The organism is Pseudomonas sp. GW823-FHT01D03, from assembly GCF_058798255.1.
Genome location: NZ_JBXAKK010000001.1, coordinates 1,871,792 through 1,898,093 on the forward strand (window position 1 = coordinate 1,871,792; position 26,302 = coordinate 1,898,093).

The 26,302-nt window shown below is 60.6% G+C and carries 27 protein-coding genes and 1 riboswitch; of the genes, 19 read left to right on the top strand and 8 right to left on the bottom strand.

Annotated features, from left to right (window positions below; genetic code table 11):
- Nucleotides 1-251 precede the first annotated feature (251 nt).
- Entirely contained in the window at nucleotides 252-989 is a 738-nt protein-coding gene (locus tag AC1RBR_RS08330; RefSeq protein ID WP_027614039.1) for a DUF599 domain-containing protein, read from the top strand.
- Entirely contained in the window at nucleotides 989-1,390 is a 402-nt protein-coding gene (locus AC1RBR_RS08335) for an MAPEG family protein (RefSeq protein WP_095139419.1), read from the top strand. The genes AC1RBR_RS08330 and AC1RBR_RS08335 overlap by 1 nt, the downstream gene beginning before the upstream one ends.
- A gap of 89 nt (nucleotides 1,391-1,479) precedes the next feature.
- Here the strand turns inward: AC1RBR_RS08335 and AC1RBR_RS08340 are convergent, their stop codons facing one another.
- Complete coding sequence (locus tag AC1RBR_RS08340; protein WP_007962865.1) at nucleotides 1,480-1,716, bottom strand: hypothetical protein; 237 nt, start codon at nucleotides 1,714-1,716, stop codon at nucleotides 1,480-1,482.
- A 158-nt stretch (nucleotides 1,717-1,874) separates the two neighbouring features.
- On the opposite strand from AC1RBR_RS08340, the gene AC1RBR_RS08345 reads away from it, so the two are divergent.
- The 4 genes from AC1RBR_RS08345 to AC1RBR_RS08360 all read left to right on the top strand — a co-directional run bounded on the left by AC1RBR_RS08345 (nucleotide 1,875) and on the right by AC1RBR_RS08360 (nucleotide 5,583).
- Entirely contained in the window at nucleotides 1,875-2,351 is a 477-nt protein-coding gene (locus AC1RBR_RS08345; RefSeq protein ID WP_166495501.1) for a PaaI family thioesterase, read from the top strand.
- On the top strand, nucleotides 2,348-2,800 hold the full coding sequence (locus AC1RBR_RS08350; RefSeq protein ID WP_095139421.1) for a PaaI family thioesterase: 453 nt from the start codon (nucleotides 2,348-2,350) through the stop codon (nucleotides 2,798-2,800). The genes AC1RBR_RS08345 and AC1RBR_RS08350 overlap by 4 nt, the downstream gene beginning before the upstream one ends.
- Nucleotides 2,801-2,881: 81 nt before the next feature.
- On the top strand, nucleotides 2,882-4,786 hold the full coding sequence (htpG, locus tag AC1RBR_RS08355) for a molecular chaperone HtpG (protein WP_492563801.1): 1,905 nt from the start codon (nucleotides 2,882-2,884) through the stop codon (nucleotides 4,784-4,786).
- A gap of 68 nt (nucleotides 4,787-4,854) precedes the next feature.
- Nucleotides 4,855-5,583 (top strand): dienelactone hydrolase family protein, encoded by a 729-nt coding sequence (locus AC1RBR_RS08360; protein ID WP_492563803.1) that lies wholly within the window; start codon nucleotides 4,855-4,857, stop codon nucleotides 5,581-5,583.
- Nucleotides 5,584-5,730: 147 nt separating this feature from the next.
- Here AC1RBR_RS08360 and AC1RBR_RS08365 read toward each other — a convergent pair whose 3' ends face one another.
- A complete protein-coding gene (locus tag AC1RBR_RS08365) occupies nucleotides 5,731-6,594 on the bottom strand; it encodes a pirin family protein (protein WP_456019021.1) in 864 nt (287 codons plus the stop codon).
- Nucleotides 6,595-6,655: 61 nt separating this feature from the next.
- Entirely contained in the window at nucleotides 6,656-7,072 is a 417-nt protein-coding gene (locus tag AC1RBR_RS08370) for an OsmC family protein (RefSeq protein ID WP_027614046.1), read from the bottom strand.
- A gap of 129 nt (nucleotides 7,073-7,201) precedes the next feature.
- On the opposite strand from AC1RBR_RS08370, the gene AC1RBR_RS08375 reads away from it, so the two are divergent.
- Nucleotides 7,202-8,248 (top strand): amidohydrolase family protein, encoded by a 1,047-nt coding sequence (locus AC1RBR_RS08375; RefSeq protein ID WP_492563805.1) that lies wholly within the window; start codon nucleotides 7,202-7,204, stop codon nucleotides 8,246-8,248.
- A gap of 138 nt (nucleotides 8,249-8,386) precedes the next feature.
- Complete coding sequence (locus AC1RBR_RS08380; protein WP_115987156.1) at nucleotides 8,387-10,012, top strand: HAMP domain-containing methyl-accepting chemotaxis protein; 1,626 nt, start codon at nucleotides 8,387-8,389, stop codon at nucleotides 10,010-10,012.
- A 194-nt stretch (nucleotides 10,013-10,206) separates the two neighbouring features.
- Here AC1RBR_RS08380 and AC1RBR_RS08385 read toward each other — a convergent pair whose 3' ends face one another.
- The 3 genes from AC1RBR_RS08385 to purM are packed head-to-tail and all read right to left on the bottom strand — an operon-like array spanning nucleotide 10,207 to nucleotide 12,637.
- Nucleotides 10,207-10,920: a DUF3108 domain-containing protein gene (locus AC1RBR_RS08385; RefSeq protein WP_492563806.1), complete on the bottom strand. Its 714-nt coding sequence runs from the start codon at nucleotides 10,918-10,920 to the stop codon at nucleotides 10,207-10,209.
- A gap of 8 nt (nucleotides 10,921-10,928) precedes the next feature.
- The gene (gene purN / locus AC1RBR_RS08390; RefSeq protein WP_095139428.1) at nucleotides 10,929-11,579 is read right to left on the bottom strand and encodes a phosphoribosylglycinamide formyltransferase; all 651 of its coding nucleotides are present in this window, start codon (nucleotides 11,577-11,579) and stop codon (nucleotides 10,929-10,931) included.
- On the bottom strand, nucleotides 11,579-12,637 hold the full coding sequence (gene purM / locus AC1RBR_RS08395; RefSeq protein ID WP_027614051.1) for a phosphoribosylformylglycinamidine cyclo-ligase: 1,059 nt from the start codon (nucleotides 12,635-12,637) through the stop codon (nucleotides 11,579-11,581). Before purM ends, purN begins: the two co-directional genes overlap by 1 nt.
- Before the next feature lie 374 nt (nucleotides 12,638-13,011).
- On the opposite strand from purM, the gene AC1RBR_RS08400 reads away from it, so the two are divergent.
- From AC1RBR_RS08400 to AC1RBR_RS08420, 5 genes are all read left to right on the top strand, one after another.
- A complete protein-coding gene (locus AC1RBR_RS08400) occupies nucleotides 13,012-14,070 on the top strand; it encodes a DUF2066 domain-containing protein (RefSeq protein ID WP_492563808.1) in 1,059 nt (352 codons plus the stop codon).
- Between the two features lie 34 nt (nucleotides 14,071-14,104).
- The gene (locus AC1RBR_RS08405; RefSeq protein ID WP_095139430.1) at nucleotides 14,105-15,178 is read left to right on the top strand and encodes an AI-2E family transporter; all 1,074 of its coding nucleotides are present in this window, start codon (nucleotides 14,105-14,107) and stop codon (nucleotides 15,176-15,178) included.
- A gap of 219 nt (nucleotides 15,179-15,397) precedes the next feature.
- Nucleotides 15,398-16,102 (top strand): DnaA regulatory inactivator Hda, encoded by a 705-nt coding sequence (hda, locus tag AC1RBR_RS08410; RefSeq protein ID WP_025111852.1) that lies wholly within the window; start codon nucleotides 15,398-15,400, stop codon nucleotides 16,100-16,102.
- Nucleotides 16,103-16,327: 225 nt separating this feature from the next.
- Complete coding sequence (locus AC1RBR_RS08415) at nucleotides 16,328-16,942, top strand: C40 family peptidase (RefSeq protein ID WP_095139431.1); 615 nt, start codon at nucleotides 16,328-16,330, stop codon at nucleotides 16,940-16,942.
- 219 nt (nucleotides 16,943-17,161) lie between these two features.
- On the top strand, nucleotides 17,162-17,698 hold the full coding sequence (locus AC1RBR_RS08420) for a C40 family peptidase (protein WP_034156233.1): 537 nt from the start codon (nucleotides 17,162-17,164) through the stop codon (nucleotides 17,696-17,698).
- Nucleotides 17,699-17,825: 127 nt separating this feature from the next.
- On the opposite strand, the gene AC1RBR_RS08425 is transcribed toward AC1RBR_RS08420, so the two are convergent.
- Together AC1RBR_RS08425 and AC1RBR_RS08430 are read right to left on the bottom strand one after the other, a co-directional pair.
- Complete coding sequence (locus AC1RBR_RS08425) at nucleotides 17,826-19,139, bottom strand: PQQ-dependent sugar dehydrogenase (RefSeq protein ID WP_492563811.1); 1,314 nt, start codon at nucleotides 19,137-19,139, stop codon at nucleotides 17,826-17,828.
- Between the two features lie 66 nt (nucleotides 19,140-19,205).
- Nucleotides 19,206-19,790 carry a hypothetical protein gene (locus AC1RBR_RS08430; protein WP_095139433.1) on the bottom strand — a complete coding sequence of 195 codons (585 nt, stop codon included), beginning with the start codon at nucleotides 19,788-19,790 and terminating at the stop codon, nucleotides 19,206-19,208.
- A 164-nt stretch (nucleotides 19,791-19,954) separates the two neighbouring features.
- Nucleotides 19,955-20,185: riboswitch (cobalamin riboswitch) on the top strand.
- An 81-nt stretch (nucleotides 20,186-20,266) separates the two neighbouring features.
- On the opposite strand from AC1RBR_RS08430, the gene cobO reads away from it, so the two are divergent.
- The 6 genes from cobO to AC1RBR_RS08460 are packed head-to-tail and all read left to right on the top strand — an operon-like array spanning nucleotide 20,267 to nucleotide 26,242.
- The gene (cobO, locus tag AC1RBR_RS08435) at nucleotides 20,267-20,878 is read left to right on the top strand and encodes a cob(I)yrinic acid a,c-diamide adenosyltransferase (RefSeq protein WP_003223053.1); all 612 of its coding nucleotides are present in this window, start codon (nucleotides 20,267-20,269) and stop codon (nucleotides 20,876-20,878) included.
- The gene (locus AC1RBR_RS08440) at nucleotides 20,875-22,257 is read left to right on the top strand and encodes a cobyrinic acid a,c-diamide synthase CobB (protein ID WP_095139434.1); all 1,383 of its coding nucleotides are present in this window, start codon (nucleotides 20,875-20,877) and stop codon (nucleotides 22,255-22,257) included. Before cobO ends, AC1RBR_RS08440 begins: the two co-directional genes overlap by 4 nt.
- Nucleotides 22,254-22,904, top strand: coding sequence for a 5,6-dimethylbenzimidazole synthase (gene bluB / locus AC1RBR_RS08445; RefSeq protein WP_492563815.1), 651 nt, complete (start codon nucleotides 22,254-22,256; stop codon nucleotides 22,902-22,904). The genes AC1RBR_RS08440 and bluB overlap by 4 nt, the downstream gene beginning before the upstream one ends.
- Nucleotides 22,901-23,809 (top strand): adenosylcobinamide-phosphate synthase CbiB, encoded by a 909-nt coding sequence (gene cbiB / locus AC1RBR_RS08450; protein WP_492563817.1) that lies wholly within the window; start codon nucleotides 22,901-22,903, stop codon nucleotides 23,807-23,809. Before bluB ends, cbiB begins: the two co-directional genes overlap by 4 nt.
- A complete protein-coding gene (gene cobD / locus AC1RBR_RS08455; RefSeq protein WP_492563819.1) occupies nucleotides 23,802-24,794 on the top strand; it encodes a threonine-phosphate decarboxylase CobD in 993 nt (330 codons plus the stop codon). The genes cbiB and cobD overlap by 8 nt, the downstream gene beginning before the upstream one ends.
- Complete coding sequence (locus tag AC1RBR_RS08460; RefSeq protein WP_492563821.1) at nucleotides 24,791-26,242, top strand: cobyric acid synthase; 1,452 nt, start codon at nucleotides 24,791-24,793, stop codon at nucleotides 26,240-26,242. The genes cobD and AC1RBR_RS08460 overlap by 4 nt, the downstream gene beginning before the upstream one ends.
- Nucleotides 26,243-26,302: the final 60 nt, after the last annotated feature.

Below are 26,302 nucleotides of genomic sequence, written 5' to 3' on the forward strand. Positions count from 1 at the left end.
TCTGACCCGCCACAAGCGGGTCTTCAGCGCTTAAACAGAAATGCCCCGTATCAATCGATACGGGGCATTTTTTATGGGCGTCTGGCAGTGTCTTTTTCCGCGAGCTAACGTCGAAGCACTGCACAGGTTTTATGTAGGAGTGAGCCTGCTCGCGATGGCGTCGTGTCTGTCAGATCAATGCCGGATGTGCCAGCGAATCGCGAGCAGGCTCACTCCTACAGGTAATGCATCAACACTTCACAGGAAAACGAATGTCGTTCATCCAAGCCAACCTGATCCACCTGCTGGCCGCGCTCTGGTTTGTCATCTGCTGGGGCGGCTACACCCGTTATGCGTCGTGGAAGGCCCGCGACACCGCGTGCCTGGCCAGCGTGCTGCACCTGTATCGCGAAGACTGGATGCGCCGCATGCTGCTGCGTGACAACCGCATCGCTGACGCCAGCGTGATCGGCAATCTGGAGCGCAACGCCTCGTTCTTCGCTTCCAGCACTTTGATCATCCTTGCGGGCATTCTCACCGTGCTCGGTGCGTCAGAGCGCGCGGTGTCGCTGCTGGCGGATATCCCGATGGTGCAGCAGGCGTCGCAGGGTATGTCGGAGATCAAGTTGCTGTGCCTGGCGCTGGTGTTCGTCTATGCGTTTTTCACGTTCAGCTGGTGCATGCGTCAGTACAACTTTGCTGCGGTACTGGTCGGTTCAGCGCCGATGATCGGCGAGCGCCAGGTGTCCGAGCAGGAGCGTAAAGCCTTCGCGCTGCGGGCGGCGCGGGTGATTTCGATGGCGGCCAACCAGTTCAACTTCGGTCTGCGCTCTTATTACTTCGGCATGAGCATGCTGGCGTGGTTTGTCAGCCCGTGGCTGTTCATGTTGATGAGTGCCGGTGTGGTCATCGTTTTGTACCGCCGCGAGTTTCATTCCGACGTGCTGGATGTGATGGTCTATACCCCTACAGAGGCGCCATTGCCCGAAACCAATAAAGAGGCTGCTTGATGAGTATTCCGTTCTGGTGTGTGTTTATTAGTGCACTGTTGATTTACATCGCGCGTATGCCGGTGGCTAAAGCCATGAAAGAGCAGGGCGGTTACAACAACCACCTGCCGCGCCAACAGCAGGCGCAACTCACCGGCTACGGCGCGCGTGCGCTGGCGGCGCACCAGAACTGCATCGAAGCGTTCATCCTGTTTGCCGTGGGTGTGCTGATGGCGCACACCACGCAAACCCAAGGCTGGTTGATTGATGCCCTGGCGATCATCTTTGTGATCGCGCGGATTCTTTACGTGTGGTTGTACCTGGCGGATAAACCATCCCTGCGCAGCCTGGTGTGGCTGGTCGGACTGATCTGCAGTTTGTTGCTGATGATTAGTCCGACTTTTAGAACCGTATTGCTCTAAAAACAGCGTCTAAGCCGACACTGACAAAAAATCACAGGCAAAAGAAAACCCGCACTTGGCGGGTTTTCTTTTTCTGCATCAAGTCGCAATTATTGCTTCTTGGCAGCTTCTTCCTGAGCAGCTTGATTCGATTCAGCCTGAGCTTTGGCAGCTTCGGCGTTTTCTTTTGCTGCGTCGTTCACTTTATCCTGAGCTTTGTTCATGTCTTGCTGAGCTTGCTCAGCATGTTGGTTGGCATCTTGAGCTTTGTCCTCGGATTTCTTATCGCAGGCAGCGAGACCGAGGGAAGCGGTCAACATCAAGGCAATAGCTAAAGTCTTACGCATGGGGTGTTTCTCCTTATGGAAAATAACTACTGGCCTTAAGAGCGTTGGCCCAAAGGTTAAGTTCCTCATTTCGTTCAGATATATAAGTTTGTTTTTTAGTGGAACTTTTACCGTATTTCTCAATACTGGCACAAGGCTCTAACGAGAGTAATTATCATATGGCTGAAAACCCCGTTTTTGAGCGCGCGACACGCTTTCTCTCGGCCCTGCGCCATTGTCAGGTGCTTGGTCTGACGGTACAAAGCGCCGGTAGCGAAGGGCTGACGGTGAAGTTGCCGTACAGCGCGCAAATTGTCGGTAATCCGCAAACCGGGGTCATCCACGGCGGCGCCATTACCTCATTGATGGACACCGCGTGCGGCATGTCCACGCTGTGCGTTTTGCCGGAGTTCGAAGTTTGCCCGACCCTGGATCTGCGCATCGATTACATGCACGCCGCTGAACCGCACAAGGATGTCTACGGCTTTGCCCAGTGTTACCGGGTCACCACCGACGTGATCTTCGCCCGCGGCTTTGCCTATCAGGACGACCCGCAGCAACCGATCGCCCATGTCGTCGGTACCTTCATGCGCATGGGCAAGGGCCTGAAAGGCACCCAGGGATTTGGCGGCAAGGTCAGAGGGGAAAACCGATGAGCGATGACTGGAAGCGACAACTGCAGCAGGCTCATGCTCAGGGTGACTACGCGCCGCTATTGCAACTGATTCCCTACGCCGGGCTGATCGGCGTCGAATGCTCGCGGGTTGGCGATGAGTTGCTGTTCAAGCTGCCGGCGAACAAGGACAACATTGGTAACCCTTTATTGCCGGCGATCCATGGCGGAGTGATTGCCGGATTCATGGAGCTGGCCGCAGCCCTGCATCTGTTGGTTTTTACCGAGGCGCCGGGCGTGCCGAAGATCATCGACTTTTCTCTGGATTACCTGCGTGCGGGGCAGTTTCGCGACACTTGGGCCAAATGTCAGGTCTGTCGCCAGGGGCGGCGCGTGGCCAACGTCGCCATCACGGCCTGGCAAAGCACCGAGAGCGAACCGATTGCCACCGCCCGTGCACATTTCAAAATTGATGAGCCCTTGAAATCCTGAACGCTGCCCCCAACTCAGTGAACAACCCGCCGTCGACCCTCCGGGTCACGGCCACTGCCATCTGATTGGAGTTTGATGACCATGAGTGTGGAAACTCAAAAGGAAACCCTGGGCTTCCAGACCGAGGTAAAGCAGCTGCTGCACCTCATGATCCATTCGCTGTATTCCAACAAGGAAATCTTCCTTCGCGAATTGATCTCGAACGCCTCTGACGCTGTCGACAAGCTGCGCTTCGAAGCCCTGGCCAAGCCTGAGTTGCTCGAAGGTGGCGCTGAACTGAAAATCCGTGTGAGCTTCGACAAGGACGCCAAGACCGTCACCCTCGAAGACAACGGTATCGGCATGAACCGTGACGATGTGATCACCCACCTGGGGACCATCGCCAAGTCGGGCACCGCCGATTTCATGAAGAATCTCTCGGGCGATCAGAAGAAAGACTCGCACCTGATCGGCCAGTTCGGTGTCGGCTTCTACTCGGCGTTCATCGTTGCCGACCAGGTTGATGTGTATTCCCGTCGCGCCGGTACTCCGGCCAGCGAAGGCGTGCACTGGTCGTCGAAAGGCGAGGGCGAGTTTGAAGTCGCCACCATCGACAAGCCAGAGCGCGGCACCCGCATCGTCCTGCACCTGAAATCCGCTGAGGATGAGTTCGCCGACGGCTGGCGTCTGCGCAACATCATCAAGAAATACTCCGACCACATCGCGCTGCCGATCGAGCTGCCGAAAGAAGTCACTGCCGCCGAAGGCGAAGAGACTCCGGCCGTTGAATGGGAAACCGTCAACCGCGCCAGCGCCCTGTGGACCCGTCCGCGCACTGAAGTGAAGGACGAGGAATATCAGGAGTTCTACAAGCACATCGCTCACGACTTCGAAAACCCGCTGGCCTGGAGCCACAACAAGGTCGAAGGCAAGCTCGAGTACAGCTCGCTGCTGTACGTGCCGGCCCGCGCGCCGTTCGACCTGTACCAGCGTGAAGCGCCGAAAGGCCTGAAGCTCTACGTGCAGCGCGTGTTCGTGATGGATCAGGCCGAGTCGTTCCTGCCGCTGTACCTGCGCTTCATCAAGGGCGTGGTCGATTCCAACGACCTGTCGCTGAACGTGTCGCGGGAAATCCTGCAGAAAGATCCGATCATCGACTCGATGAAGTCGGCGCTGACCAAGCGCGTGCTGGACATGCTGGAAAAACTGGCGAAGAACGAACCTGAGCAATACAAGGGCTTCTGGAAAAACTTCGGTCAGGTCATGAAAGAAGGCCCGGCAGAAGATTTCGCCAACAAGGAAAAAATTGCCGGTCTGCTGCGCTTCGCATCGACCCAAGGCGACGACGGCGAGCAGGTCGTTGGTCTGGCCGACTACCTGGCGCGCGCCAAGGACGGTCAGGACAAGATCTACTACCTCACCGGCGAAACCTACGCGCAGGTCAAGAACAGCCCGCACCTGGAAGTCTTCCGCAAGAAAGGCATCGAAGTGCTGCTGCTGACCGACCGTATCGACGAGTGGCTGATGAGCTACCTGAGCGAGTTCGACGGCAAGACCTTTGTCGACGTGGCACGCGGTGACCTTGATCTGGGCAACCTGGACTCGGAAGAGGACAAGAAAGCTGCAGAAGAAGTCGCCAAGTCCAAAGAAGGTCTGGTCGAGCGTCTGAAAACCGCGCTGGGCGATTCCGTGGCGGAAGTCCGGGTTTCCCATCGTCTGACCGACTCGCCAGCCATTCTGGCCATCGGTGAACAGGACCTGGGCCTGCAAATGCGCCAGATTCTCGAAGCCAGCGGGCAGAAAGTGCCGGAATCGAAGCCGATCTTCGAATTCAACCCGAGCCACCCGCTGATCGAGAAACTCGACGGCGAGCAGAACGAAGGGCGTTTTGGCGACTTGTCGCACATCCTCTTCGATCAGGCCGCTTTGGCGGCTGGCGAAAGCTTGAAGGATCCGGCCGCTTACGTGACCCGTCTGAACAAGCTGCTGGTTGAACTGTCAGCTTGATCACGTTGTAGAAAAACCCGCTTCGGCGGGTTTTTTCATTCTGGTGTTTAACTAATCAGGAGTCAGAAATGAGCCAAGTCACTGTACGTTCCGTGGTCTATCAGTTGGATGGCCAGCCTTATGAAGGTCGTCTGGCGTTCGATGCCGAGCACAAGGGCGCGCGCCCGGGCCTGTTGATGGCGCCGAACTGGATGGGCGTCAGCGCCGGTGCTGAAGAGATCGCCAAATCGGTCGCGGCCAAGGGCTATGTGGTGTTGATTGCTGACGTTTACGGCCAGGCAGTGCGTCCGCAGAACGCTGACGAGGCCGGCGCGGCGATGATGCCGCTGAAGAACGATCGGGCACTGCTGCGCAAGCGTATGCAGGCGGCGTTCGAACAATTGCAGAAGCAGGGCGAGGCAGCGGTCGATACCTCGAAACTGGCGGTGTTCGGTTTCTGCTTCGGCGGTTGCTGCGCACTGGATCTGGCGCGCACCGGTGCACCGGTGATGGCGGCGGTGTCGTTCCACGGCACGCTGGATTCGCCGAACCCGGCTGATGCGCAGAACATCAAAGGCTCGGTGCTGGTGCTGCACGGTGCTTCAGACCCGTTGGTGCCGAAAGAGCAGTTGCCAGCGTTTGAGGATGAAATGAACGCAGCGAAGGTCGATTGGCAGTTGCTCAGCTACGGCGGTGCGGTGCATTCGTTCACCGATCCGCACGCCAATGTGCCGGGCAAGATGATGTACGACGCGAAGACCGCCAAGCGTGCGTTCAAGTCGATGCATGACTTGCTGGATGAGGTGTTCAAGGGCTGATTTTTTCGGCGCCTGTACTGGCCTCTTCGCGAGCAAGCCCGCTCCCACGGGGGGGATTGTGATGTGTACTCAGAACTCATACACACCACAATCCCCCTTGTGGGAGCGGGCTTGCTCGCGAAGGCTTACTCAATGGCGACACAACACTCAGGGCAGTTCGATTCGCTCGACTTCCCCTGGAACCGTCGGCCAATCCCCGGCCGCCCACTTGCGCCGCGCCTCGTCGATCGCCGCCGGATCGCTCGCGACAAAATTCCAGTTGATCCGCCGTGGCCCGTCCAGCGGCGCGCCGCCAAATACCACCGCGTGCACATCGCTCTCGGCAAACAAACTCATCTCTTCCCCGGCCGGCAACACCACCAGCGCATGGGGTTCGAGGGGCTCGCCATCCAGTTGCGCATCGCCACTCAACACATACACCGCCCTTTCTTCGTGCTCGGTCGGGATCAGCAAAGTAGTCGCGGTCTGCATCTTCACTTCGGCATACAGCGTAGGAGAAAGCACTGGCACTGGGGATTCCAGGCAAAAGCCTGACCCGGCAATCATCCGGATCTGTACGCCAAGGTTATCGCTGACCGGCAGGGTTGCCGCCGGGTGATGGCTGTAGTGTCCCGGGCCTTGCTCGTGATCCTTGGGCGAAGCCAGCCAGATCTGCAAGCCGTGCATGGTGAAGCCTTGCTCCCACAACGGCTCGGGCGTGCGCTCGACGTGGGCAATCGCACTGCCTGCGGTCATCCAGCTGACATCGCCGGCGCTGACCACCTGATCGGAGCCGAGGCTGTCCTTGTGCTGGATCTGCCCGTCGAACAGGTAGGTCAGGGTCGACAGACCAATGTGCGGATGCTGTCGGATGTTCATGCCCTTGCCCGTCGGATAAACCGTTTCAAGCATGTGGTCGAAAAACACGAAAGGCCCGACGCTGCGGCATTTGGCTGACGGCAGCGGGCGCAGGATCGGCTGGCCTTCGACGTCTTCGGCGCGCGGGCGGATGATCAGAGGTGGCGTGTCCATGGTGCATTCCAGGCTGAGCGGGTGATGCCAGAAGCATAACCCGCCGCTGGCAAGAATTTGTTTACTGGCTGTCAAAGCCTTGTGGCGCGTGGGTTTCGATGCTGACGTCGGTGGTGGTCATCAGCTTGTGGATCGGGCAGCGATCAGCGACGCGCAGCAGTTCTTCGCGTTGGGCATCGGTGAGGACACCCTTAAGCGTGAGGGTGACGTGCAGCGCGTATTTGCCTTTCTGCTCCTCGCTATTGTCGCGTTTGACCTCGACACCCACGCCGGTCAGCGGGATGTCTTTCTTCTTCGCGTACATCTTCAGGGTCAGTGCCTTGCAGGCACCGAGCGCGGCGTCGAAGTAGTCATGTGGCTCGGGTGCCGAGCCTTCGCCACCGGCAGACTTCGGCACGTCGGCAAACAATTCGTGGTCATCGATCTGTACGGTGTGACGGAAACCTTCGGCGGAGACGGTATTGACGGTAACAGTCATGGCAACCTCACTGGCAGTAGGAAAAAGTCGTTCGATCAAAAAAGACCTTGCAGTTATAGAGCATTCCTACGGAGGCGCGTTCCACTTTCCTGCAGGATGAACCCTTGTGATCGACTCAGGGTCTAGGCTATGCCTACCTGTCGGAGATTACTTGTGTCCTTGTTTCGTTTGAGTCTTGCCTGCCTGCTGGCATTTACCGGTAGCGCCAGCGCCCGCGATTACACCTACAGCGATGCGCACCTGCATTACGTGGATTTTTTCCAGGAAACCGCCGGCATGGCGAAATTGCTCACGGCGATGAAGGAAAACTCCATCGACCATGTGATGATTTCCGGGATTCCCGTCGCGAAGAAGTGGCACGAAGACGAGCCCAAGCGTCCGCGCTATTACGCCGGCGATGACGCTGATGCCTATTGGTACAGCGCCACCGACGTGATCGTCGCCGATGCCGTGCTGAAACTCACCCCGGAGCAGCGTCAGCATTTCCACCCGTTTCTGTCCGGGTTCAACCCCAACGACAAGAACTCCGCCGCGCACATTCAGCGCATGATCGACCTGTATCCGGGGCTGTGGCAGGGCATTGGTGAGGTGTTCACCCGCCATGATGACTTGACGGCGTTGACCGCCGGCGACACGCCACGGGCCAATAATGAGGCGATGCAGCGGATTTATCACTTGGCTGCCGAAAGCGATCTGCCGGTGATGCTGCATTCCAACATCACTTCCAAGCGTGAGAAAAATCCGCTGTACCTGAAGGAAGTCGAAGAACCGCTGCGTAATCATCCGCACACGCGGTTCATCTGGGCGCACGCCGGCACCAGCGCAGAGATTCACCGGCACCAGACGCAGCTGGAATTCCTTCTGCCCACTGTCAGCCGGATGCTGGAATCCTATCCGAATCTGTTCATCGATCTGTCGTGGAGCATGCTCACGCCGTATCTGCTGGACGAGCAGGGCAAGCCGCGCGCGGAATGGCTGGCATTGGTCGAGAAGTACCCTGATCGGTTCATGGTGGGTTCGGATGTGGTAGGCCGATTCAACAAACTCGGTAAGGAAATGCGCAGTTTCACGCCGTTCCTTGATGCATTGCCCGAAGACGTCGCGCGCAAAGTCGCCCGGGATAACTTCCTGGCAATATTGCCACGAACAGCAGCAAAGTCCGGGAAAGCGCGCTGAATCGTTAATGCCGAGGGTTCGAAGTATCAAGGCCTTTTGATATCACCTTTTCGTCTTACGCAAATTGGCGCCGGGCCGATACCTTCTAAAGCAACCAGCTGCAGGGTTGATGCAGCGCTTTTGGAAGGAACCAGAGTAATGAGCATCCGTAGTCTCAATATCGCGCCGCGTGCCGGCCTGGGGTTTGGTGTATTGGCGCTGATGGTGTTTGCCTTGGGGGCGTTCGCCCTGCTGCAAATGGCGAATATGCGCGCGCAGTCTGATGAGGTCGACAACAACTGGCTGCCGAGCGTGATGGCGGTGGGCGAGATGAGTCAGGACATGCTGCGCCTGCGTGCGCTGACCATGCGCCTGCTGCTCAATCGCGACCCGCAGGCGCTGCAGCAGAATGTCGCCAAGCTCAATGAGCTGCGCGGTGCGCTCAGTGAGGCTCAGCAGCGTTATGACGTGCTGATCGTGCTGCCCCAGGAGCGCGGACTGTTTGATCGCTTCAAGGTCGCCGAGCACCAATATCTGGAGCTTCAGGCGCAGGTCATGCAGTTGTCTGCCCAGAATCGAGTGGAAGAGGCGGCGGCCATCCTCAATGGTGAAATGAGCCCCTTGGCCGACGAGATTGCGGTCACCCTGCGTGAACTGGTCGAACTGAACAAACACAATGCCAATCTCGCCACCGAGGCCGCGCGGCTGGTCTTCACCAATTCGCGAGTGTGGGTCGGGGTGATGATCGGCATAACGGCCCTTGTCACCATCGGCCTGGCGTTGTTGCTGACTCGCAGCATCGTCCTGCCGCTGACGCAGTCGTTGGGCGTGGCGCAAGTGGTGGCCGGTGGCGATCTGACTGGCGATATCACTATTTCGGGCAAGGACGAACCGGCGCGGCTGCTGCAGGCGCTGAAAAGCATGCAGCACAACCTGCGCGACACCATCCGGCAGATTTCCGAGTCGTCCAGCCAGTTGGCGTCAGCCTCGGAGGAACTCAGTTGCGTCACCGAGGACGCCACGCGCGGGCTGCATCAGCAAAGCCTGGAGATCGAGCAGGCCGCCACCGCAGTCAATCAGATGACCGCTGCCGTGGAAGAGGTGGCGAGCAACGCCGTGGCGACTTCCGAGGCGTCGCGCGAATCTGACCGGATTGCTCAGCATGGGCGCGAACAGGTCAACCAGACCGTGACGTCAATCGAATCCCTGGCTGAAGATGTGACCTCCAACGCCACGCAGGTCGAGGACCTGGCGCAGAAGGTTCACGGCATCAGCAAAGTGCTCGACGTGATCCGCTCGATTGCCGAGCAGACCAATCTGCTCGCGCTGAACGCGGCGATCGAGGCGGCGCGCGCCGGGGATGCCGGTCGCGGCTTCGCGGTAGTGGCCGATGAGGTGCGGGCGCTGGCGCATCGTACCCAGCAATCGACCCAGGAAATCGAGCAGATGATCGGTGGCATCCAGCAGGGCACCGATTCGGCGGTGAGTTCAATGCAGCAGAGCAGCGTCCGCGCCAATTCGACCCTGGAGCTGGCCAAGGCCGCGGGCGTGGCGCTGGAGGAAATCGCCTCGGCATTCACCTTGATCAACGAGCGCAACTTGGTGATCGCCAGCGCCTCGGAGGAGCAGGCGGCGGTGGCACGGGAGGTGGACCGCAATCTGATGAACATCCGCGATCTGGCATTGCAGACGTCGGCGGGGGCGAATCAGACCAGTGCGGCGAGCCAGGAGTTGTCGCGGCTGGCGGTGGATTTGAACAATATGGTGGCCAGGTTTTCGGTCTGAGCTGACCCTTGATGATTGCACTGACCCTCTGTGGGGGCGGGCTTGCTCGCGAAGGCGTTGTATCAGCTACATCTCCGTTAGCTGGCAGACCGCCTTCGCGAGCAAGCCCGCTCCCACAGTACTTGTGTGTCGCCTGAGAAATCGCAGGCACAAAAAAGCCCCGCATCTGCGGGGCCTTTCGTTGTAGCGGCGGATCAGCTGCCTTTGACAGCCTTGCCGTTGACCGTACCGTCCTGGAGCATGATGTTGTACTCCTTGCCGTCGGTTTCTACCTGTTGCAGGCGGACCAGCAGGTAATCCCAGTCCTTGGCGAACCACAGCACAGTGATGCGCTTGCTTTGTGTCGGGTCGCGCACGCGTTCGACTTTGATCGCATCGATCTGGCCAGCCTTGGTCTCGACTTTTTCCGAGCCCAACACGCGGAAGTCATAAGTATCGACTTCACCGTCATCGACCACCTGATAGCTCATGGTCTTTTTGCCGGCGGCCACGTCATGCTGCAGCGCCAGTTGGTAGGTCGACTTGTCGACCATGCCACGGTTCAGCGGGATCTTCACCGCGTCGCCACGGTCGGTGCCGGTGACCATCTTGCTGGTCCAGTCGAAGTCCAGATCAGCCTTTTTCGCTTTACCCAGACCACCACGTTCGAAGTGATAGGACTGTGGCAGCAGGGTGTCCTTGTCCAGCGTCAGTGTGCTTTCTTCAGTCAGGCTGGCGATCATCATCGACGCCTTGAAGCTGAGTTTCCAGACGCCGTTGGCTTCCTTGGTCAGGCTGCGTTCGGCAGTGCCGCTCATGGGCAGCTGCTTCCAGTCGGCGGTGTAGCTAGCGGAGAACGGTTGAAGGTCTGCCGCCTGCGCGAAGGGCAGGGTGAGCAGAGCGCAAGCGAAGAGCAGGGCGCGACGCATAAAATCTCCTAGTGTCGAATCAAGTGGCCGCTGGCCGCGAGTAGCTGGCCGTCCAGTAAGGCACCTTGTTCACCGAGTACCAGTCGGCCTTCGCCAAACCAGCGTACCGCCATCGGGTAGATCAAGTGTTCCTGGACATGCACTCGCTGCGCAAGTGTCTGCGGCGTGTCGTGCAACTCTACCGGTATTACTGCTTGTACGACCAGTGGTCCACCATCGAGTTCCTCGGTGACGAAGTGCACAGAGCAGCCGTGTTCCGCGTCGCCGGCCTCCAGCGCGCGCTGATGAGTGTGTAACCCTTTGTATTTGGGCAGCAGCGACGGGTGGATATTGAGCAGGCGACCCTGGTAGTGACGCACGAAGTCAGCGCTGAGAATGCGCATGAAGCCGGCCAGCACCACGAGTTTCGGTTTGAATTCGTCGATCAGTTCGATCAGGGCGGCATCGAAGGCCTCGCGACCTTCGAAGGCCTTGTGATCCAGCGAGCGGGTGGCGATACCCGCGTCGCTGGCGCGTTGCAGGCCGTAGGCGTCGGCACGGTTGGAAATCACCGCAGCGATGCGGACCGGGCTGTCGCCGGTCCGCGTGCTGTCGATCAGAGCCTGCAAGTTACTGCCGGTGCCGGACAACAGCACCACGACATCACAGGTTGCGGACATTAATGAGCCTTAAGGTTCTGCAGATCAACCTGAGCAGCGCCTTCGGCAGCGGCAGCGATCTGGCCGATGACCCAAGGCTGCTCGCCGGCATCACGCAGGGTATTCAGGGCCACTTCAACGTGCTCCTGAGCCACGCAGATGACCATGCCCACGCCGCAGTTCAGTACGCGGTGCATTTCGGTCTCGTCGACGTTGCCTTTCTCTTGCAGCCAGTCGAAGACCGCCGGGCGAGTCCAGCTGGCCACGTCAACCACGGCCTGAGCGCCTTTTGGCAGAACGCGCGGAATGTTGTCCAGCAGGCCGCCACCGGTGATGTGGGCCATGGCTTTGACCGCGCCGGTGTCTTTGATCAGCTTGAGCAGCGGCTTCACGTAGATGCGGGTCGGGGCCATCAGCAGTTCGGTCAGCGGCTTGCCGTCGAGCTGAACGGTTTCAATGTCGGCACCAGACACTTCGATGATCTTGCGGATCAGCGAGTAGCCGTTCGAGTGCGGGCCGGACGATGGCAGGGCGATCAGCGCGTCACCGGTGGCGACCTTCGAGCCGTCGATGATTTCGGCTTTTTCCACGACGCCGACGCAGAAACCGGCCAGGTCGTAGTCTTCGCCTTCGTACATGCCAGGCATTTCAGCGGTTTCGCCGCCGACCAGGGAGCAGCCAGCCAGTTCGCAGCCTGCACCGATACCGGTGACCACGGTGGCAGCTACATCGACGTTCAGCTTGCCGGTGGCGTAGTAGTCGAGGAAGAACAGCGGTTCTGCGCCGCATACCACCAGATCGTTGACGCACATGGCGACCAGGTCCTGGCCGATGCTGTCGTGCTTGTTCAGGTTCAGCGCCAGGCGCAGCTTGGTGCCGACGCCATCAGTACCGGAAACCAGCACCGGCTGTTTGTAACCGGCCGGGATCTCGCAGAGGGCGCCGAAACCGCCCAGGCCGCCCATGACTTCCGGGCGCGCAGTGCGCTTGGCGACGCTCTTGATGCGTTCGACCAATGCTTCACCGGCGTCGATGTCTACACCGGCGTCCTTGTAGCTCAGGGAGGGTTGCTTGCTCATGATCCAGGCCTTTAGGGGAGGGGATTCAGGGGTAACGACCGAGTTCAGCGGGAACGCCAAAAGCGGTGGGGCGATAGCCTCACGCGAATTTCGGGGTGCCCGGCTGTTGCCGGTCTGCGAAGGCGCGCGATTTTATCAGGCTTGAGGGGCAGCGGCCATCCTCGCGCCGACGGGCAGGGGCATAATCGACTGAAATTTTTTGCAATTGTGCCGGGCGGCTGCCTGTATAAGGTGTGCCGATTAACCGTCTATCGTTATCACTGTGCAAAAACTTACCGCTAGCGTGTGAATGTTTTGCGATGGCAGATTGTCACAGCCTTGCTAAACCGGTTCACGCGGCCTGTTCCAGCCGCTCCTGTCGACAGGAATTTTCCATGCGTTTTTGTAAATTGTTGGTTGTGGGTTGTTTGTCGTTGGTCAGCCTGGCGAGTCATGCCGAAAACCTCAAGGGTCTCTATCAAGTGCGCCAGCCAGTCAGCAGCCAGGCGCCGGAAGAGCGTGATCGCGCCACGCAGGCGGCGCTCGATACGCTGGTGTTGCGCCTGACCGGCGACCCCAAGGCGCCGCAAAATCCCGGGCTGGCGGCGATTCGCAAGGATCCGCAGCAGATCATCAGTCAGTTCGGTTTCGATGCCGGGCCGCCGGAGGTGCTCAAGGTCGATTTCGATCCGGCCACCACCGAGCAGGCGCTACGTCGGGCCGGACTGTCGTTGTGGGGGGCGAGTCGGCCGTCGATTCTGAGCTGGTGGCTGAACGATTCGACTGAAGGCTCGAGTCTGATCGGCGACGGTCAGGCAGCGGCCGCACCACTGCGGTCTGCGGCTCAGCATCGCGGCTTGCCGCTGCGTCTGCCACTGGCGGATCTGAGCGAACAGCTGGTGGCCACCGCGCCAGTGCTGGATGGCAGCGATCCCGCGCCATTGCGCGGTGCTTCTGAGCGTTACGGCGCGGATGCCTTGTTGGCGGTGCATGCGCACGAAGAGGGTGGGCAGTGGCAGGCCAAGTGGCGTCTGTGGCTGGGCGATCAGAAAGAGGCCGGCAGTGTGCAGGGAACCGATCAGGCTAGCGTGGCCGATGCGGTGATGCTGGCGGTGGCCGAGCGTCTGGCGCCACGCTTTGTCGCCAGACCTGGCGCTTCGGGCCAACAGACCCTGGAAGTGCAGGGCATGAATCTTGAGCATTACGCGGCGCTGCTGCGGTTACTCGAACCGTTCGGTGTGCGTCTGCAAAGTGTCGATGGTGATCGCATCGTGTATCGGGTCAACGGCAGTGCCGATCAGTTGCGTGCGCAGTTGTCGCTGGCGAAGTTGCAGGAGTTGCCGGCTGAGGCGCCGACCCCGGTGGCCGCGCCGCAGCCTGCAGTGGCAGGTGCAGCGCCTGTTGCAACACCGGCGCCTGCACCGGTAGCACCTTCGTTGCGGTTTCACTGGTAAGTCTTTCCTTATATAGAAGCAGTAGGAGTGGTACATGGCCGATACGCGGCGTTGGTTCTGGCTCGGTGGGGTAGTCCTGCTTTGCGCGTTTGTGTGGTTGCTGCACCCGATCCTCACGCCGTTTCTGGTGGCGCTGCTGCTGGCGTATCTGTTCGATCCGCTGGTGGATCGCCTGGAACGGCTGGGCCTGTCGCGCACTTGGGGCGTGATCGCAGTGTTTGCCTTGTTCACCCTGATCGTCACGGCGCTGATGCTGGTGCTGGTGCCGATGCTCGCCAAGCAGTTGCTGCGCTTGTACGAGCTGGCCCCGCAAATGCTCGACTGGTTGCAACACACGGCGGTGCCGTGGGCGCAGTCGAAATTGGGTTTGTCTGACGGTTTCTGGAAGTTCGACAAGGTCAAGGCGGCGATCAGCGAACACATGGGGCAGACCACTGACATCGTCGGTGTGGTGCTGAGTCAGGCTACGGCATCGAGTCTGGCACTGATCGGCTGGCTGGCGAACCTGGTGCTGATCCCGGTGGTGAGTTTCTACCTGCTGCGCGACTGGGACGTGATGATGGCCAAGATCCGCAGCCTGCTGCCGCGTGATCGTGAAGAAACCATCGTCTCGCTCGCCGGTGAGTGCCACGAGGTGCTTGGCGCGTTCGTGCGCGGGCAGTTGCTGGTGATGCTGGCGCTGGGCGTGATCTACGCCGCGGGCCTGATGATTGTTGGTCTGGAGCTGGGGCTGTTGATCGGCCTGATCGCAGGTCTGGCGGCCATCGTGCCGTACATGGGCTTTGTGATCGGGATTGGCGCGGCACTGATTGCCGGGTTGTTCCAGTTCGGTGGCGATCTGTATCCGATGATCGGGATTGTCGCGGTGTTCATGGTCGGGCAGGCGCTTGAAGGCATGGTGCTGACGCCGCTGCTGGTCGGCGACCGGATCGGCCTGCATCCGGTAGCGGTGATCTTCGCGATCCTGGCCGGCGGCGAGCTGTTCGGCTTTACCGGTGTCCTGCTGGCACTGCCGGTGGCGGCGGTGATCATGGTGCTGGTGCGTCATGTGCACGATCTTTACAAGGATTCGGATATCTACAGCGGGGCAGATGAGCCTGAGTTGTAAACCGATCGCAGGGCGGCCCGGCATTGTGCCGGGTTGGCCCGTGTTTTGCGGCGGGGTGGTTCGATCCGCGTCAGAGAAACTGTCATAAAACCAGCGTGTTAACGCAAACCTTTGATTTTGCTTGGGGTCTGTCGCATTGTGCGCTCAGCTTCACGGGTATAAACTTCGCAAACTTTACACAGAGGCCACTAACGGTTCCTTGAGAACTGTTCAGTCAGCATGAAACCGATTCAGCTGCCCCTAGGTGTGCGTCTGCGTGACGACGCCACCTTCATCAACTACTACCCAGGCGCCAATGCCGCTGCACTCGGCTATGTCGAGCGCCTATGCGAAGCCGACGCCGGCTGGACCGAAAGCCTGATCTACCTGTGGGGCAAGCATGGGGTAGGGCGTACGCATCTGTTGCAGGCCGCGTGTCTGCGTTTCGAGCAGATGGGCGAGCCGGCGGTGTATCTGCCGCTAGCTGAGTTGATGGATCGTGGCATCGAGATCCTCGACAACCTTGAACAGTACGAACTGGTCTGCCTGGATGACTTGCAGGTGATTGCCGGCAAGCCGGACTGGGAAGAGGCGATGTTTCATCTGTTCAACCGCCTGCGTGACAGCGGACGGCGCTTGCTGATTGCTGCTTCAACTTCGCCACGCGAACTGCCGGTGAAACTGGCTGACCTCAAATCGCGCCTGACCCTGGCGCTGATTTTCCAGATGCGTCCGCTCTCCGATGAAGACAAATTGCGTGCTCTGCAATTGCGCGCGTCGCGTCGCGGCCTGCACCTGACCGATGAAGTCGGACACTTTATTCTGACTCGCGGCACCCGCAGCATGAGTGCATTGTTCGACTTGCTCGAACAGCTGGATCAGGCCTCGCTGCAGGCGCAACGCAAGCTGACGATCCCGTTCCTGAAAGAAACTCTCGGCTGGTAGCCAGCCCTTGAAATACGCGGCTTTGACCGCGTTTCGACATATTTCAGACGTCAGAAAATCCGCTTTTCCGCAACGTGTACAGACCGCGTATCGACTCAAATGGGCTTAAGCGCTTAGATGTAAACGAGAAACCGGGAAGTCACAAAAGGATCGATTGAATTTGCAAATGAGGCCGATAGCGGGCATAGTCTCGGCTTCTTTACAACTTCAGCCACGGTCGTGCCCATGCTAAAGCGCTTCGCACCCCTCGTGCCTCTCGCACTCGTCACCCTGTTGTTCGGTTGCGCTGCTCATTCTCCAGTTCAAGAGCAGCCTCAACAGGTTAAAAATTCTGCAACTGCCCAGTCTTCCGTTATTTACCAGGAAGAGCTGGACACCGAAAAAGAACTCTCGGACTTCAACAAGAAGCCGTACGAGCTCCCGGTTCTGGCCGACAGCATCCTCGAACGCGGCATGTCCCTGATCGGTACCCGTTACCGTTTCGGCGGTACCTCTGAAGCCGGTTTCGACTGCAGCGGTTTCATCGGTTATCTGTTCCGCGAAGAAGCCGGCATGAATCTGCCGCGCTCCACCCGCGAAATGATCAACGTCGATGCTCCTCTGGTCTCGCGCGGCAACCTTGAGCCGGGCGATCTGCTGTTCTTCGCCACCAATGGTCGTCGCGGTCGTGTAAGTCACGCCGGGATCTACCTGGGTGACAACCAGTTTATCCATTCCAGCAGTCGTCGCAGCGGCGGTGTTCGCATCGACAGCCTGGGTGACAGCTACTGGAGCAAGACCTTCATCGAAGCCAAGCGCGCCCTCGCGATGGCACCGACCGTGGTCACTGCTCGCAAGTAATTCCCCCGTTGTCGCCACGTTCGTGGCGACAAAAACGGTTCCGGCAGGGAAGTAGACCTAGACTTTACAAGGTGAAGTTAAAGTCTTACTTGAAGTTTGCCGCGTAGCCGCTAGAATCCTGTATCTATATTGATGGCAAACCGCCTGCGTGCTGCGCAGGCGGTTTTGTTTCTGTCCATTCGGCAGAGAAAGCCGCAGCCAGATCAGGATGTTCTGCTTATGACGATGTCGGCCCGCCTCACGTTGATCTTCTTCGCAGCGCTGCTCAGCGCCTGCGCCAGCCGCACTCCGCCGCCTGCGCCCGTCGTACGCGCTCCGGTGGTGTTCGGGCCTTCCCAAGCTTTTTCGCCGGCTGCTGAAGACGTGCTGTTTCGCGCGCTGGGCCTGGTCGGCACACCTTATCGTTGGGGCGGCAACACACCGGACTCCGGGTTCGATTGCAGTGGTCTGATCGGTTTCGTCTACCGCGATGCGGCCGGCATCAGCTTGCCGCGTTCGACGCGCGAGATGATCGTGATGCAGGCGCCGAATGTCGGCAAAGAGGGTTTGCAGACCGGCGACCTGATCTTCTTCGCTACCAATGGCGGCTCGCAGGTCAGCCATGCGGGGATTTACGTTGGGGAAGGGCGCTTCGTGCATGCGCCGGCAACCGGCGGCACGGTGAAGCTGGACAGCCTGTCGAAGGCGTACTGGCAGAAGGCGTATCTGAGTGCCAAGCGGGTGTTGCAGCCGGAGCATCTGGCGCATAACCCGTAACCGCTGAAGATTTAAATGTGGGAGCGGGCTTGCTCGCGAATGCGCTGTGTCATTCAACTACGATGTTGAATGACTTGACGCTTTCGCGAGCAAGCCCGCTCCCACAGTTGTTTTAGGGTGTGTCAGATTATTTGGCGGACGACACTCGCCAAACCTTGTTCCCCACATCATCTGCCACCAGCAAACCACCTTGCTGGTCGATCACCACGCCCACCGGGCGGCCAAGTGCGTTTTCGTCCTTGTCGAGGAAACCGGTCAGCACATCCACCGGTGCTCCGTTCGGCTTGCCGGCGGCGAATGGTACGAAAATCACTTTATAGCCACTGTGCGGTTTGCGGTTCCACGAGCCGTGCTGGCCGATGAACGCGCCCTCCTTGAACTGCGCCGGCAGGCTGTTGCCTTCAGCGAAAGTCAGGCCCAGCGACGCGGTATGCGGGCCGACGGCGTAGTCCGGGGCGATAGCTTTGGCCACCAGATCCAGATTCTGCGGCTTCACCCGCACATCCACGTGCTGACCGTAGTAGCTGAATGGCCAGCCATAGAAGCCACCGTCCTTGACCGAGGTGATGTAGTCCGGCACCAGGTCGCTGCCGATCTCGTCACGTTCGTTGACTGCTGTCCACAGCGCGCCTGTGGTGGGTTCCCACGCCAGGCCGTTGGGGTTGCGAATGCCTGAGGCGAAGATCCGGTGGTTGCCGGTGGCGCGATCCACTTCCCAGATCGCCGCACGTCCTTCTTCTTTATCCAGACCATTCTCGCCGACGTTGCTGTTCGAGCCGACGGTGACGTACAGCTTGTTGCCGTCCTTGCTGGCGATGACGTTCTTGGTCCAGTGATGGTTCAGGGTGCCGCCCGGCAGGTCGGTGACTTTGATCGGCTGCGTCTTGATCTCGGTCGCGCCTTGCTCGTAGTGGAAGCGCAGCAGGCGATCGGTGTCGGCGACGTACAAATCGTTGCCGACCAGGGTCATGCCAAACGGCGAGTTGAGATTCTGCAGAAACACCGTGCGGGTCTCGGCCACGCCGTCGTGGTCGGCATCGCGCAGCAGGGTGATGCGATTCGGGCTCGGCACACCAGCGCCGGCCTTGCCCATGACTTTCTTCATCACCCAGCCGCGAACACCACTGCTGTCATCCGGTTTGGGCGGGGCGTTGGTTTCCGCCACCAGCACATCACCGTTGGGCAGTACGTAGAGCCAGCGCGGGTGATCGAGGCCTTCGGCGAATGCCGCGACTTGCGTGCCGGCCGCAGCAGTCGGTTTGCCGCCCGCAGGCCAGCCGACCGCCGGGGCGATGTTCACCGTCGGGATCAGGGTTTTGTTCGGTTCAGGCAGTTTCGGTGACGGGCCGGTGCCGTCAGAAACTTGCAGGCTGGAGGATTCACCGCAGGCGGCGAGCCCTCCGGCGAGGGCGATGACGAGAGCGAGTTGGGTTTTGCGCATTACTGATCTTCCCTATGAATGCTTGCCTAATCATAGAGGAGCTTGCGCACCCGATGGTTCAACCGCTCAACCGCGGGCCTCTTTGAACAGCACGGCGACGCCCGGGTGATAGTTGCCCGCTTCGCTGCGCAACTTGCGGTAGGCGTAGGGGAAATACCAGGCCACCGCGCAGCAGTGTTCCTTTTGCAGGTCGTCGACCATGTCCTGCAGTTCTTCGGGGCTGGCGCTGTGCTGGGCCTTTTGCGGGGCGACGAACAGGCAGCCGAGTTTGAGATCGCTGGCGAAGCTGATGCGTTTGGCATCGCTGGTGATGTCCAGCAGGGCCTGGGTCAGATTGAGGTTGTTGACCCGTGGCCAGCGCTGGGTGGCCTGGAGGTAGGCGCGGTCTTCGGCGCCGGCGATGAACAGGTCGGCGCGGGCATTGCGTTCGCCTTCCTCATTCTGTTTACGGGTGGGGGTGTCGCAAAGGGTTACCAGTTCGGCCATCCATGCCGCAGCGGAGAGCAATCCGAGATTGGCTTTCTCGTCATGCCAGTAAGGGGTGTCGTTGTCGCCGCGAATGGCGTTGTAGCGGTCGATACAGTCAAACCAGCGTTCAAGCATCGGGCGCAGGAATTCCAGGCGCGGGTTGCTGATGATCATGCCTTGCATCGTCATCATCCTTATTGTTGTAGTGTGCTTTTTCAAACAAAAGCATGGCTCTTTGATATCACTTGTCTCAGTTTGGCACAAGATTGGCGTCAGTTAATTGATCGACGGCAGTTATTCGCCCGCCGGCCCCCTCTTTAATTGACGCTCCACCCCCAACCCTCTAACCTTCGCGGCTTGTTTCAGGTGCTCTGTGACCTGTGTCGACAGAGTGAAACAGGGAAGCCGGTGAGGGTTGTCTTCAGGCGAAGAACGATCACGATCCCGGCGCTGCCCCCGCAACGGTAAATGAGTAAAAGCTGCGCCTTGAGCCACTGCCTCGACAGAAGCGGGAAGGCGCGCAGCCAGGCGATTCGCCGCTCATGAGCCCGGAGACCGGCCTGATCCATCCAGCGGCATCACGGTGGGCGATGCCAGGCTTTTTGCCGTCTATTCTTGTGCCTGCCCGCCGTTATCCAGCCTCAACGGAGAGCTCCCCCATGACCGATTCCCCCGAGCGCGACGAACGCCATCTGGCGCGTATGCAGCGCAAAAAAGCCGTGATCGACGAACGCATCGCCAATTCGCCTGACGAATGCGGCCTGGTGCTGGTGCTGACCGGCAATGGCAAAGGCAAAAGCAGCTCGGCGTTCGGCATGCTCGCCCGCGCCATGGGCCACGGCATGCAGTGTGGCGTGGTGCAGTTCATCAAGGGCCGCAACAGCACTGGCGAAGAACTGTTCTTCCGCCGCTTCCCCGAGCAAGTGCGTTTTCACGTGATGGGCGAGGGTTTCACTTGGGAAACCCAGGATCGCCAGCGTGACATCGCCGCCGCCGAAGCCGCGTGGGCAGTGTCCCGCGAGCTGCTGCGCGATCCGTCGATCGGCCTGGTGGTGCTGGACGAACTGAACATCGCCCTCAAGCACGGCTACCTCGATCTTGATCAGGTGCTCAGCGACTTGCAGGCGCGTCCGCCGATGCAGCACGTGATCGTCACCGGTCGCGCGGCCAAGCCGGAAATGATCGAGATGGGAGATACCGTCACCGAAATGGGCATGCTCAAACACGCCTTCCAGGCCGGCATCAAAGCGCAGAAAGGCGTCGAACTTTGAATCAACCACGTCACTGCCCGGCGGTACTGATTGCCGCGCCGGCCTCCGGTCAGGGCAAGACCACCGTCACCGCCGCGCTCGCTCGCTTGCATCGCAACCAGGGGCGTAAGGTGCGCGTGTTCAAGTGCGGCCCGGACTTCCTCGACCCGATGATCCTCGAGCGCGCCAGCGGTGCGCCGGTGTATCAACTGGACATGTGGATGGTCGGCGAGCAGGAAAGTCGCCGTCTGTTGTGGGAAGCCGCCGCCGAAGCCGATTTGATCCTGATCGAAGGCGTGATGGGCCTGTTCGACGGCACGCCATCGAGCGCTGATCTGGCGCGGCATTTCGGCGTGCCGGTGCTCGGCGTAATCGACGGCACCGCCATGGCCCAGACCTTTGGCGCCCTGGCACTGGGTTTGGCGAAGTATCAGCCGGACCTGCCATTCGCCGGCGTGCTGGCCAACCGTGTCGGCACCTTGCGTCATGCACAGTTGCTCGAAGGCAGCCTCACCGAAGGTCTGCGCTGGTACGGCGCGCTGTCCCGCGAGACCGGGATCGAGTTGCCGAGCCGGCACCTCGGTCTGGTGCAGGCCAGCGAACTGAATGATCTCGACCTGCGTCTCGACGCCGCCGCCGAAGCCTTGGCCAGCAGTTGCGAGGTAGCGCTGCCACCGGCCGTGGAATTTGCCGCACCTGAAGTGATCCCTGCCGAACCGCTGCTCGACGGCGTGCGCATCGCCGTCGCTCGCGATGAGGCCTTTGCCTTCACCTACGGCGCCAGTCTCGACCTGCTACGGGCGATGGGCGCCGAGTTGAGTTTCTTCTCGCCGATCCGCGATACGCAATTGCCCGAGGCCGACAGTCTGTATCTGCCCGGTGGTTATCCGGAATTGCACCATGTCGCGTTATCGCAAAACACCGCGATGCTCGATGCGATCCGTGCGCACCACGCCGCCGGCAAGCCGTTGCTCGCCGAGTGCGGCGGCATGCTCTACCTGCTCGACGCGTTGACCGATGTCGACGGCACCCGCGCCGAACTGGTCGGGCTGCTGCGCGGTGAGGCGGTAATGCAAAAACGTCTGGCGGCACTGGCACTGCAAGCGGTGGATCTGCCGGAAGGTTCGTTGCGCGGCCACACCTATCACCATTCCCTGACCACCACTGAGTTGACGCCGATCGCCCGGGGCCTGAGCCCGAATGGCGGACGCGGAGCCGAGGCGGTATATCGGGAAGGTCGGATGACGGCGTCGTACGTGCATTTCTACTTTCCGTCGAATCCTGCGGCTATCGCGGCACTGTTTGTGCCAGATCTTGAGGCCGCTTTCGCGAGCAAGCCCGCTCCCACATTGGATCACCTAACCCCTGTGGGAGCGGGCTTGCTCGCGAAGAGGCCATGACCGACAACGCATTCACTGAAGCCGAGCGCACAGCGGTTTATAAAGCCATCGCCGAACGCCGCGACATGCGCCACTTCACCGGCGGCACGGTCGAGGCGGAGCTGCTGCGCCGCCTGCTCGAAGCCGCGCATCAGGCGCCCAGCGTCGGCCTGATGCAGCCATGGCGTTTCATCCGCATCAGCGATCGCGGCTTGCGCGGGCAGATCCAGAACCTCGTCGAAGAAGAGCGCGTGCGTACCGCCGAAGCCCTCGGCGAGCGCAGTGACGAGTTCATGAAGCTCAAGGTCGAAGGCATCAATGACTGCGCCGAAGTGCTGGTCGCGGCACTGATGGACGATCGTGAAAAACACATTTTCGGCCGTCGTACGCTGCCGGAAATGGACATGGCCTCGCTGTCCTGCGCGATTCAGAATCTGTGGCTGGCCTCCCGTGCCGAAGGACTGGGCATGGGCTGGGTGTCGCTGTTCGAACCGCAGGCACTGGCCGATCTGCTGCGGTTGCCGGCCGGGGCCAAGCCGCTGGCGGTGTTGTGCCTGGGGCCGGTCAAGGAATTCTATCCGGCGCCGATGCTGGTACTCGAAGGGTGGGCGCAGGCGCGGCCGCTCAATGAGTTGCTGTACGAAAATTTTTGGGGAGTGAATCAATGAGTGTGGCGTTGTTGAGTGTCGCCGCGGTCGCGCTGGATGCGCTGCTGGGTGAACCGAAACGCTGGCATCCGCTGGTAGCGTTCGGCAATTTTGCCGGGCGCATCGAGTGCCGTTTAAATGCGGGCGGGCGTGGCTGGCGCAGTCACGGGGTCACCGCGTGGGTGATCGCGGTGCTGCCGCTGACCTTGCTCGCCACCGCGTTTTCCTGGACGCCTTACGTGGGCTGGATCGTCGAGATTCTTGCGCTGTATTGCGCCCTCGGCATGCGCAGCCTCGGTGAGCATGTCGCGCCGGTAGCCGCCGCCTTGCGCGCCGATGATCTGGAAGAGGCGCGCAAACGCGTCGGCTATCTGGTCAGTCGCCAGACCAGCGAACTGGACAGCACCGCGGTCGCCCGTGCCGCCACCGAATCGGTGCTGGAAAACGGCAGCGACGCGGTGTTCGCCGCGCTGTTCTGGTTTGTCGTGGCCGGCGCGCCGGGCGTGGTGCTCTATCGCCTGAGCAATACGCTCGACGCGATGTGGGGTTACCGCAACGAACGCTTTGAGCGATTCGGCTGGTGCGCGGCAAAAATCGACGACGTGCTCAACTACATTCCGGCCCGTTTGGTGGCGCTGACCTACGCGCTGCTGGGCAACACCCGGCTCGCCTGGAAATGCTGGCGCAGCCAGGGCCCGCAATGGGACAGCCCGAATGCCGGCCCGGTGATGGCGGCCGGTGCCGGTGCGTTGAATGTCGAACTGGGCGGCCCGGCGATCTATCACGGTGAACTGCATGAGCGTCCGCAACTGGGCGAAGGTCCGCCGGCGGATGCCGATTCGATTGATCGCGGCTGGCAATTGGTTCAGCGCGGGGTATGGTTATGGCTGCTGATTCTCTGCGTGGGGGCTGAATTCTATGCTTGAGCACGGTGGCCGGCTGCGCAAGGCTGCACTCGATTACGGGATTGCCGAGGCTGACTGGCTGGACCTCTCCAGCGGCCTTGCGCCGTGGCCGTTTCCGGTCCCGGAGATTCCGCTGCGCGCCTGGGCACGCTTGCCGGAAACCGATGACGGGCTGGAGCAGGCCGCGTGCGATTACTACGGCGCCTCGCAGGTGCTGCCGGTGGCCGGTTCGCAGATGGCGATTCAGTTGCTGCCGCGTTTGCGCCGCGCCGGCAAGGTCGGCGTGTTGTCGCCGTGTTATGCCGAGCACGCCGAAGCCTGGCGCCGCAGCGGTTACATCGTGCGCGAAGTGCTGGAGCAGGAAGTCGAATTCTTCCTCGACAGCCTCGACGTGCTGGTGGTGGTCAATCCGAACAACCCCACCGGCCTGAGCCTGACCCCGGCGCGGCTGCTCGACTGGCACGCGCGGCTGGCTCAGCGCGGCGGTTGGCTGGTGGTCGATGAAGCGTTTATGGACAACACGCCGCAGTTGAGTCTGGCGTCGCAGACCCATCAAGTTGGCCTGATCGTGTTGCGCTCGTTCGGCAAGTTTTTCGGTCTGGCCGGGGTGCGTCTGGGCTTTGTGCTGGCCGAGCGCAAATTGCTCAGATTGCTCGCGGAGCAGGTCGGACCCTGGGTGGTCAGCGGGCCGACGCGGGTGCTCGGTCAGGCGTGTCTGCAAGACACCGAAGCGCACACCCGGCAACGCATTCGCAGCGATGAAGCCAGTGAACGTCTGGCTTTGCTGCTGGAGCGCTACGGCTTCAAACCCCACGGTGGTTGCGCGTTGTTCCAGTGGCTGATCACCGAGCGCGCGCCTGTGCTGCACGAATTCATGGCCCGACGCGGCATCCTCCTGCGCATCTTCACCCACAACAGCAGCTTGCGTTTCGGCCTGCCTGCCAACGCCGCTGAAGAAGCGCGTCTCGAACAAGCGCTGCAAGCTTTCGCCAAGGAAAACCAATGACAACCTTGATGGTTCAAGGCACCACGTCCGACGCCGGTAAAAGCACGCTGGTGACGGCGCTGTGCCGCTGGGCCACCCGTCAGGGCGTGGCGGTGGTGCCGTTCAAGCCGCAGAACATGGCGCTCAACAGCGCAGTGACCGCCGACGGCGGCGAGATCGGCCGGGCGCAAGCGGTGCAGGCACAAGCGGCGCATCTCGAACCACACACCGACATGAACCCGGTGCTGCTCAAACCCAACAGCGACACCGGCGCGCAGGTGATCATCCATGGCCGCGCGGTCACCAGCATGAACGCGGTGGCGTATCACGACTACAAAGCCATCGCCATGCAAGCGGTGCTCGCGTCGCACCAGCGACTCAGCGCGGCGTATCCGCTGGTCATGGTCGAAGGCGCTGGCTCGCCGGCCGAGATCAACCTGCGTGCCGGTGACATCGCCAACATGGGCTTCGCCGAAGCGGTGGATTGCCCGGTGCTGCTGATCGCCGACATCAATCGCGGCGGCGTTTTCGCGCATCTGGTCGGCACGCTGGAGTTGCTGTCGCCGAGCGAACAGGCACGGGTCAAGGGCTTCATCATCAACCGTTTTCGCGGTGACATCGCCTTGCTGCAACCGGGCCTCGACTGGCTGGAACAGCGCACCGGCAAACCGGTGGTCGGCGTGTTGCCGTATGTGATGGATCTGCATCTTGAGGCCGAGGACGGCATCGATCAACGTCAGACCGACAAGGCCGAGCAAGTACTGAAAGTGGTGGTGCCGGTGCTACCGCGCATCAGCAACCACACGGACTTCGATCCGCTGCGACTGCATCCGCAGGTCGATCTGCAATTCATCGGCCCGGGGCAGGCTATCCCTGCCGCCGACCTGATCATCCTGCCCGGCTCGAAAAGCGTGCGCAGCGACCTCGCGTATTTGCGTGCTAATGGCTGGGACACGGCGATCAATCGGCACCTGCGTTATGGCGGCAAGTTGCTGGGGATCTGTGGCGGTCTGCAGATGCTCGGTGAGCAGGTGCACGATCCGCTGGGCCTCGAAGGCGCGCCTGGTTCCAGTGCCGGCCTGGGTTTGCTGGCATTCGAAACCACGCTGGAAGCCGAGAAGCAATTGCGCAATGTGCGCGGACGTCTGGCGCTGGAAAACGCCGAGGTCAGTGGCTATGAAATCCATGCCGGCGTGACGGTGGGGCCGGCGCTGGAGAATGCGGCGGTGCATCTGGGTGACGGTCGTTGCGACGGCGCGCAGAGTCTGGACGGGCAGGTGTTCGGCACTTATCTGCATGGCTTGTTTGAATCACCGCAAGCCAGTGCCGCGTTGCTGCGCTGGGCCGGGTTGAGCGCTGTGCAGGAGGTGGATTACCACGGCTTGCGCGAGCGCGATATCGAGCGGCTGGCGGATCTGGTGGAGAAGCATCTGGATACCGATTTGTTGCGTCAGCTCTGCGGGATTTGAGGTGGATTCATCGCGAGCAGGCTCACTCCTACAGGGGAATGCGATCTTCTGTAGGAGTGA

What these genes read in the sequence shown, in the direction of transcription:
- AC1RBR_RS08330 (WP_027614039.1), top strand. Translation starts at nt 252, where the DNA reads ATGTCGTTCATCCAAGCCAACCTGATCCACCTGCTGGCCGCGCTCTGG.
- AC1RBR_RS08335 (WP_095139419.1), top strand. Translation starts at nt 989, where the DNA reads ATGAGTATTCCGTTCTGGTGTGTGTTTATTAGTGCACTGTTGATTTAC.
- AC1RBR_RS08340 (WP_007962865.1), bottom strand. Translation starts at nt 1,716, where the DNA reads ATGCGTAAGACTTTAGCTATTGCCTTGATGTTGACCGCTTCCCTCGGT.
- AC1RBR_RS08345 (WP_166495501.1), top strand. Translation starts at nt 1,875, where the DNA reads ATGGCTGAAAACCCCGTTTTTGAGCGCGCGACACGCTTTCTCTCGGCC.
- AC1RBR_RS08350 (WP_095139421.1), top strand. Translation starts at nt 2,348, where the DNA reads ATGAGCGATGACTGGAAGCGACAACTGCAGCAGGCTCATGCTCAGGGT.
- htpG (WP_492563801.1), top strand. Translation starts at nt 2,882, where the DNA reads ATGAGTGTGGAAACTCAAAAGGAAACCCTGGGCTTCCAGACCGAGGTA.
- AC1RBR_RS08360 (WP_492563803.1), top strand. Translation starts at nt 4,855, where the DNA reads ATGAGCCAAGTCACTGTACGTTCCGTGGTCTATCAGTTGGATGGCCAG.
- AC1RBR_RS08365 (WP_456019021.1), bottom strand. Translation starts at nt 6,594, where the DNA reads ATGGACACGCCACCTCTGATCATCCGCCCGCGCGCCGAAGACGTCGAA.
- AC1RBR_RS08370 (WP_027614046.1), bottom strand. Translation starts at nt 7,072, where the DNA reads ATGACTGTTACCGTCAATACCGTCTCCGCCGAAGGTTTCCGTCACACC.
- AC1RBR_RS08375 (WP_492563805.1), top strand. Translation starts at nt 7,202, where the DNA reads ATGCCTACCTGTCGGAGATTACTTGTGTCCTTGTTTCGTTTGAGTCTT.
- AC1RBR_RS08380 (WP_115987156.1), top strand. Translation starts at nt 8,387, where the DNA reads ATGAGCATCCGTAGTCTCAATATCGCGCCGCGTGCCGGCCTGGGGTTT.
- AC1RBR_RS08385 (WP_492563806.1), bottom strand. Translation starts at nt 10,920, where the DNA reads ATGCGTCGCGCCCTGCTCTTCGCTTGCGCTCTGCTCACCCTGCCCTTC.
- purN (WP_095139428.1), bottom strand. Translation starts at nt 11,579, where the DNA reads ATGTCCGCAACCTGTGATGTCGTGGTGCTGTTGTCCGGCACCGGCAGT.
- purM (WP_027614051.1), bottom strand. Translation starts at nt 12,637, where the DNA reads ATGAGCAAGCAACCCTCCCTGAGCTACAAGGACGCCGGTGTAGACATC.
- AC1RBR_RS08400 (WP_492563808.1), top strand. Translation starts at nt 13,012, where the DNA reads ATGCGTTTTTGTAAATTGTTGGTTGTGGGTTGTTTGTCGTTGGTCAGC.
- AC1RBR_RS08405 (WP_095139430.1), top strand. Translation starts at nt 14,105, where the DNA reads ATGGCCGATACGCGGCGTTGGTTCTGGCTCGGTGGGGTAGTCCTGCTT.
- hda (WP_025111852.1), top strand. Translation starts at nt 15,398, where the DNA reads ATGAAACCGATTCAGCTGCCCCTAGGTGTGCGTCTGCGTGACGACGCC.
- AC1RBR_RS08415 (WP_095139431.1), top strand. Translation starts at nt 16,328, where the DNA reads ATGCTAAAGCGCTTCGCACCCCTCGTGCCTCTCGCACTCGTCACCCTG.
- AC1RBR_RS08420 (WP_034156233.1), top strand. Translation starts at nt 17,162, where the DNA reads ATGACGATGTCGGCCCGCCTCACGTTGATCTTCTTCGCAGCGCTGCTC.
- AC1RBR_RS08425 (WP_492563811.1), bottom strand. Translation starts at nt 19,139, where the DNA reads ATGCGCAAAACCCAACTCGCTCTCGTCATCGCCCTCGCCGGAGGGCTC.
- AC1RBR_RS08430 (WP_095139433.1), bottom strand. Translation starts at nt 19,790, where the DNA reads ATGCAAGGCATGATCATCAGCAACCCGCGCCTGGAATTCCTGCGCCCG.
- cobO (WP_003223053.1), top strand. Translation starts at nt 20,267, where the DNA reads ATGACCGATTCCCCCGAGCGCGACGAACGCCATCTGGCGCGTATGCAG.
- bluB (WP_492563815.1), top strand. Translation starts at nt 22,254, where the DNA reads ATGACCGACAACGCATTCACTGAAGCCGAGCGCACAGCGGTTTATAAA.
- cbiB (WP_492563817.1), top strand. Translation starts at nt 22,901, where the DNA reads ATGAGTGTGGCGTTGTTGAGTGTCGCCGCGGTCGCGCTGGATGCGCTG.
- cobD (WP_492563819.1), top strand. Translation starts at nt 23,802, where the DNA reads ATGCTTGAGCACGGTGGCCGGCTGCGCAAGGCTGCACTCGATTACGGG.
- AC1RBR_RS08460 (WP_492563821.1), top strand. Translation starts at nt 24,791, where the DNA reads ATGACAACCTTGATGGTTCAAGGCACCACGTCCGACGCCGGTAAAAGC.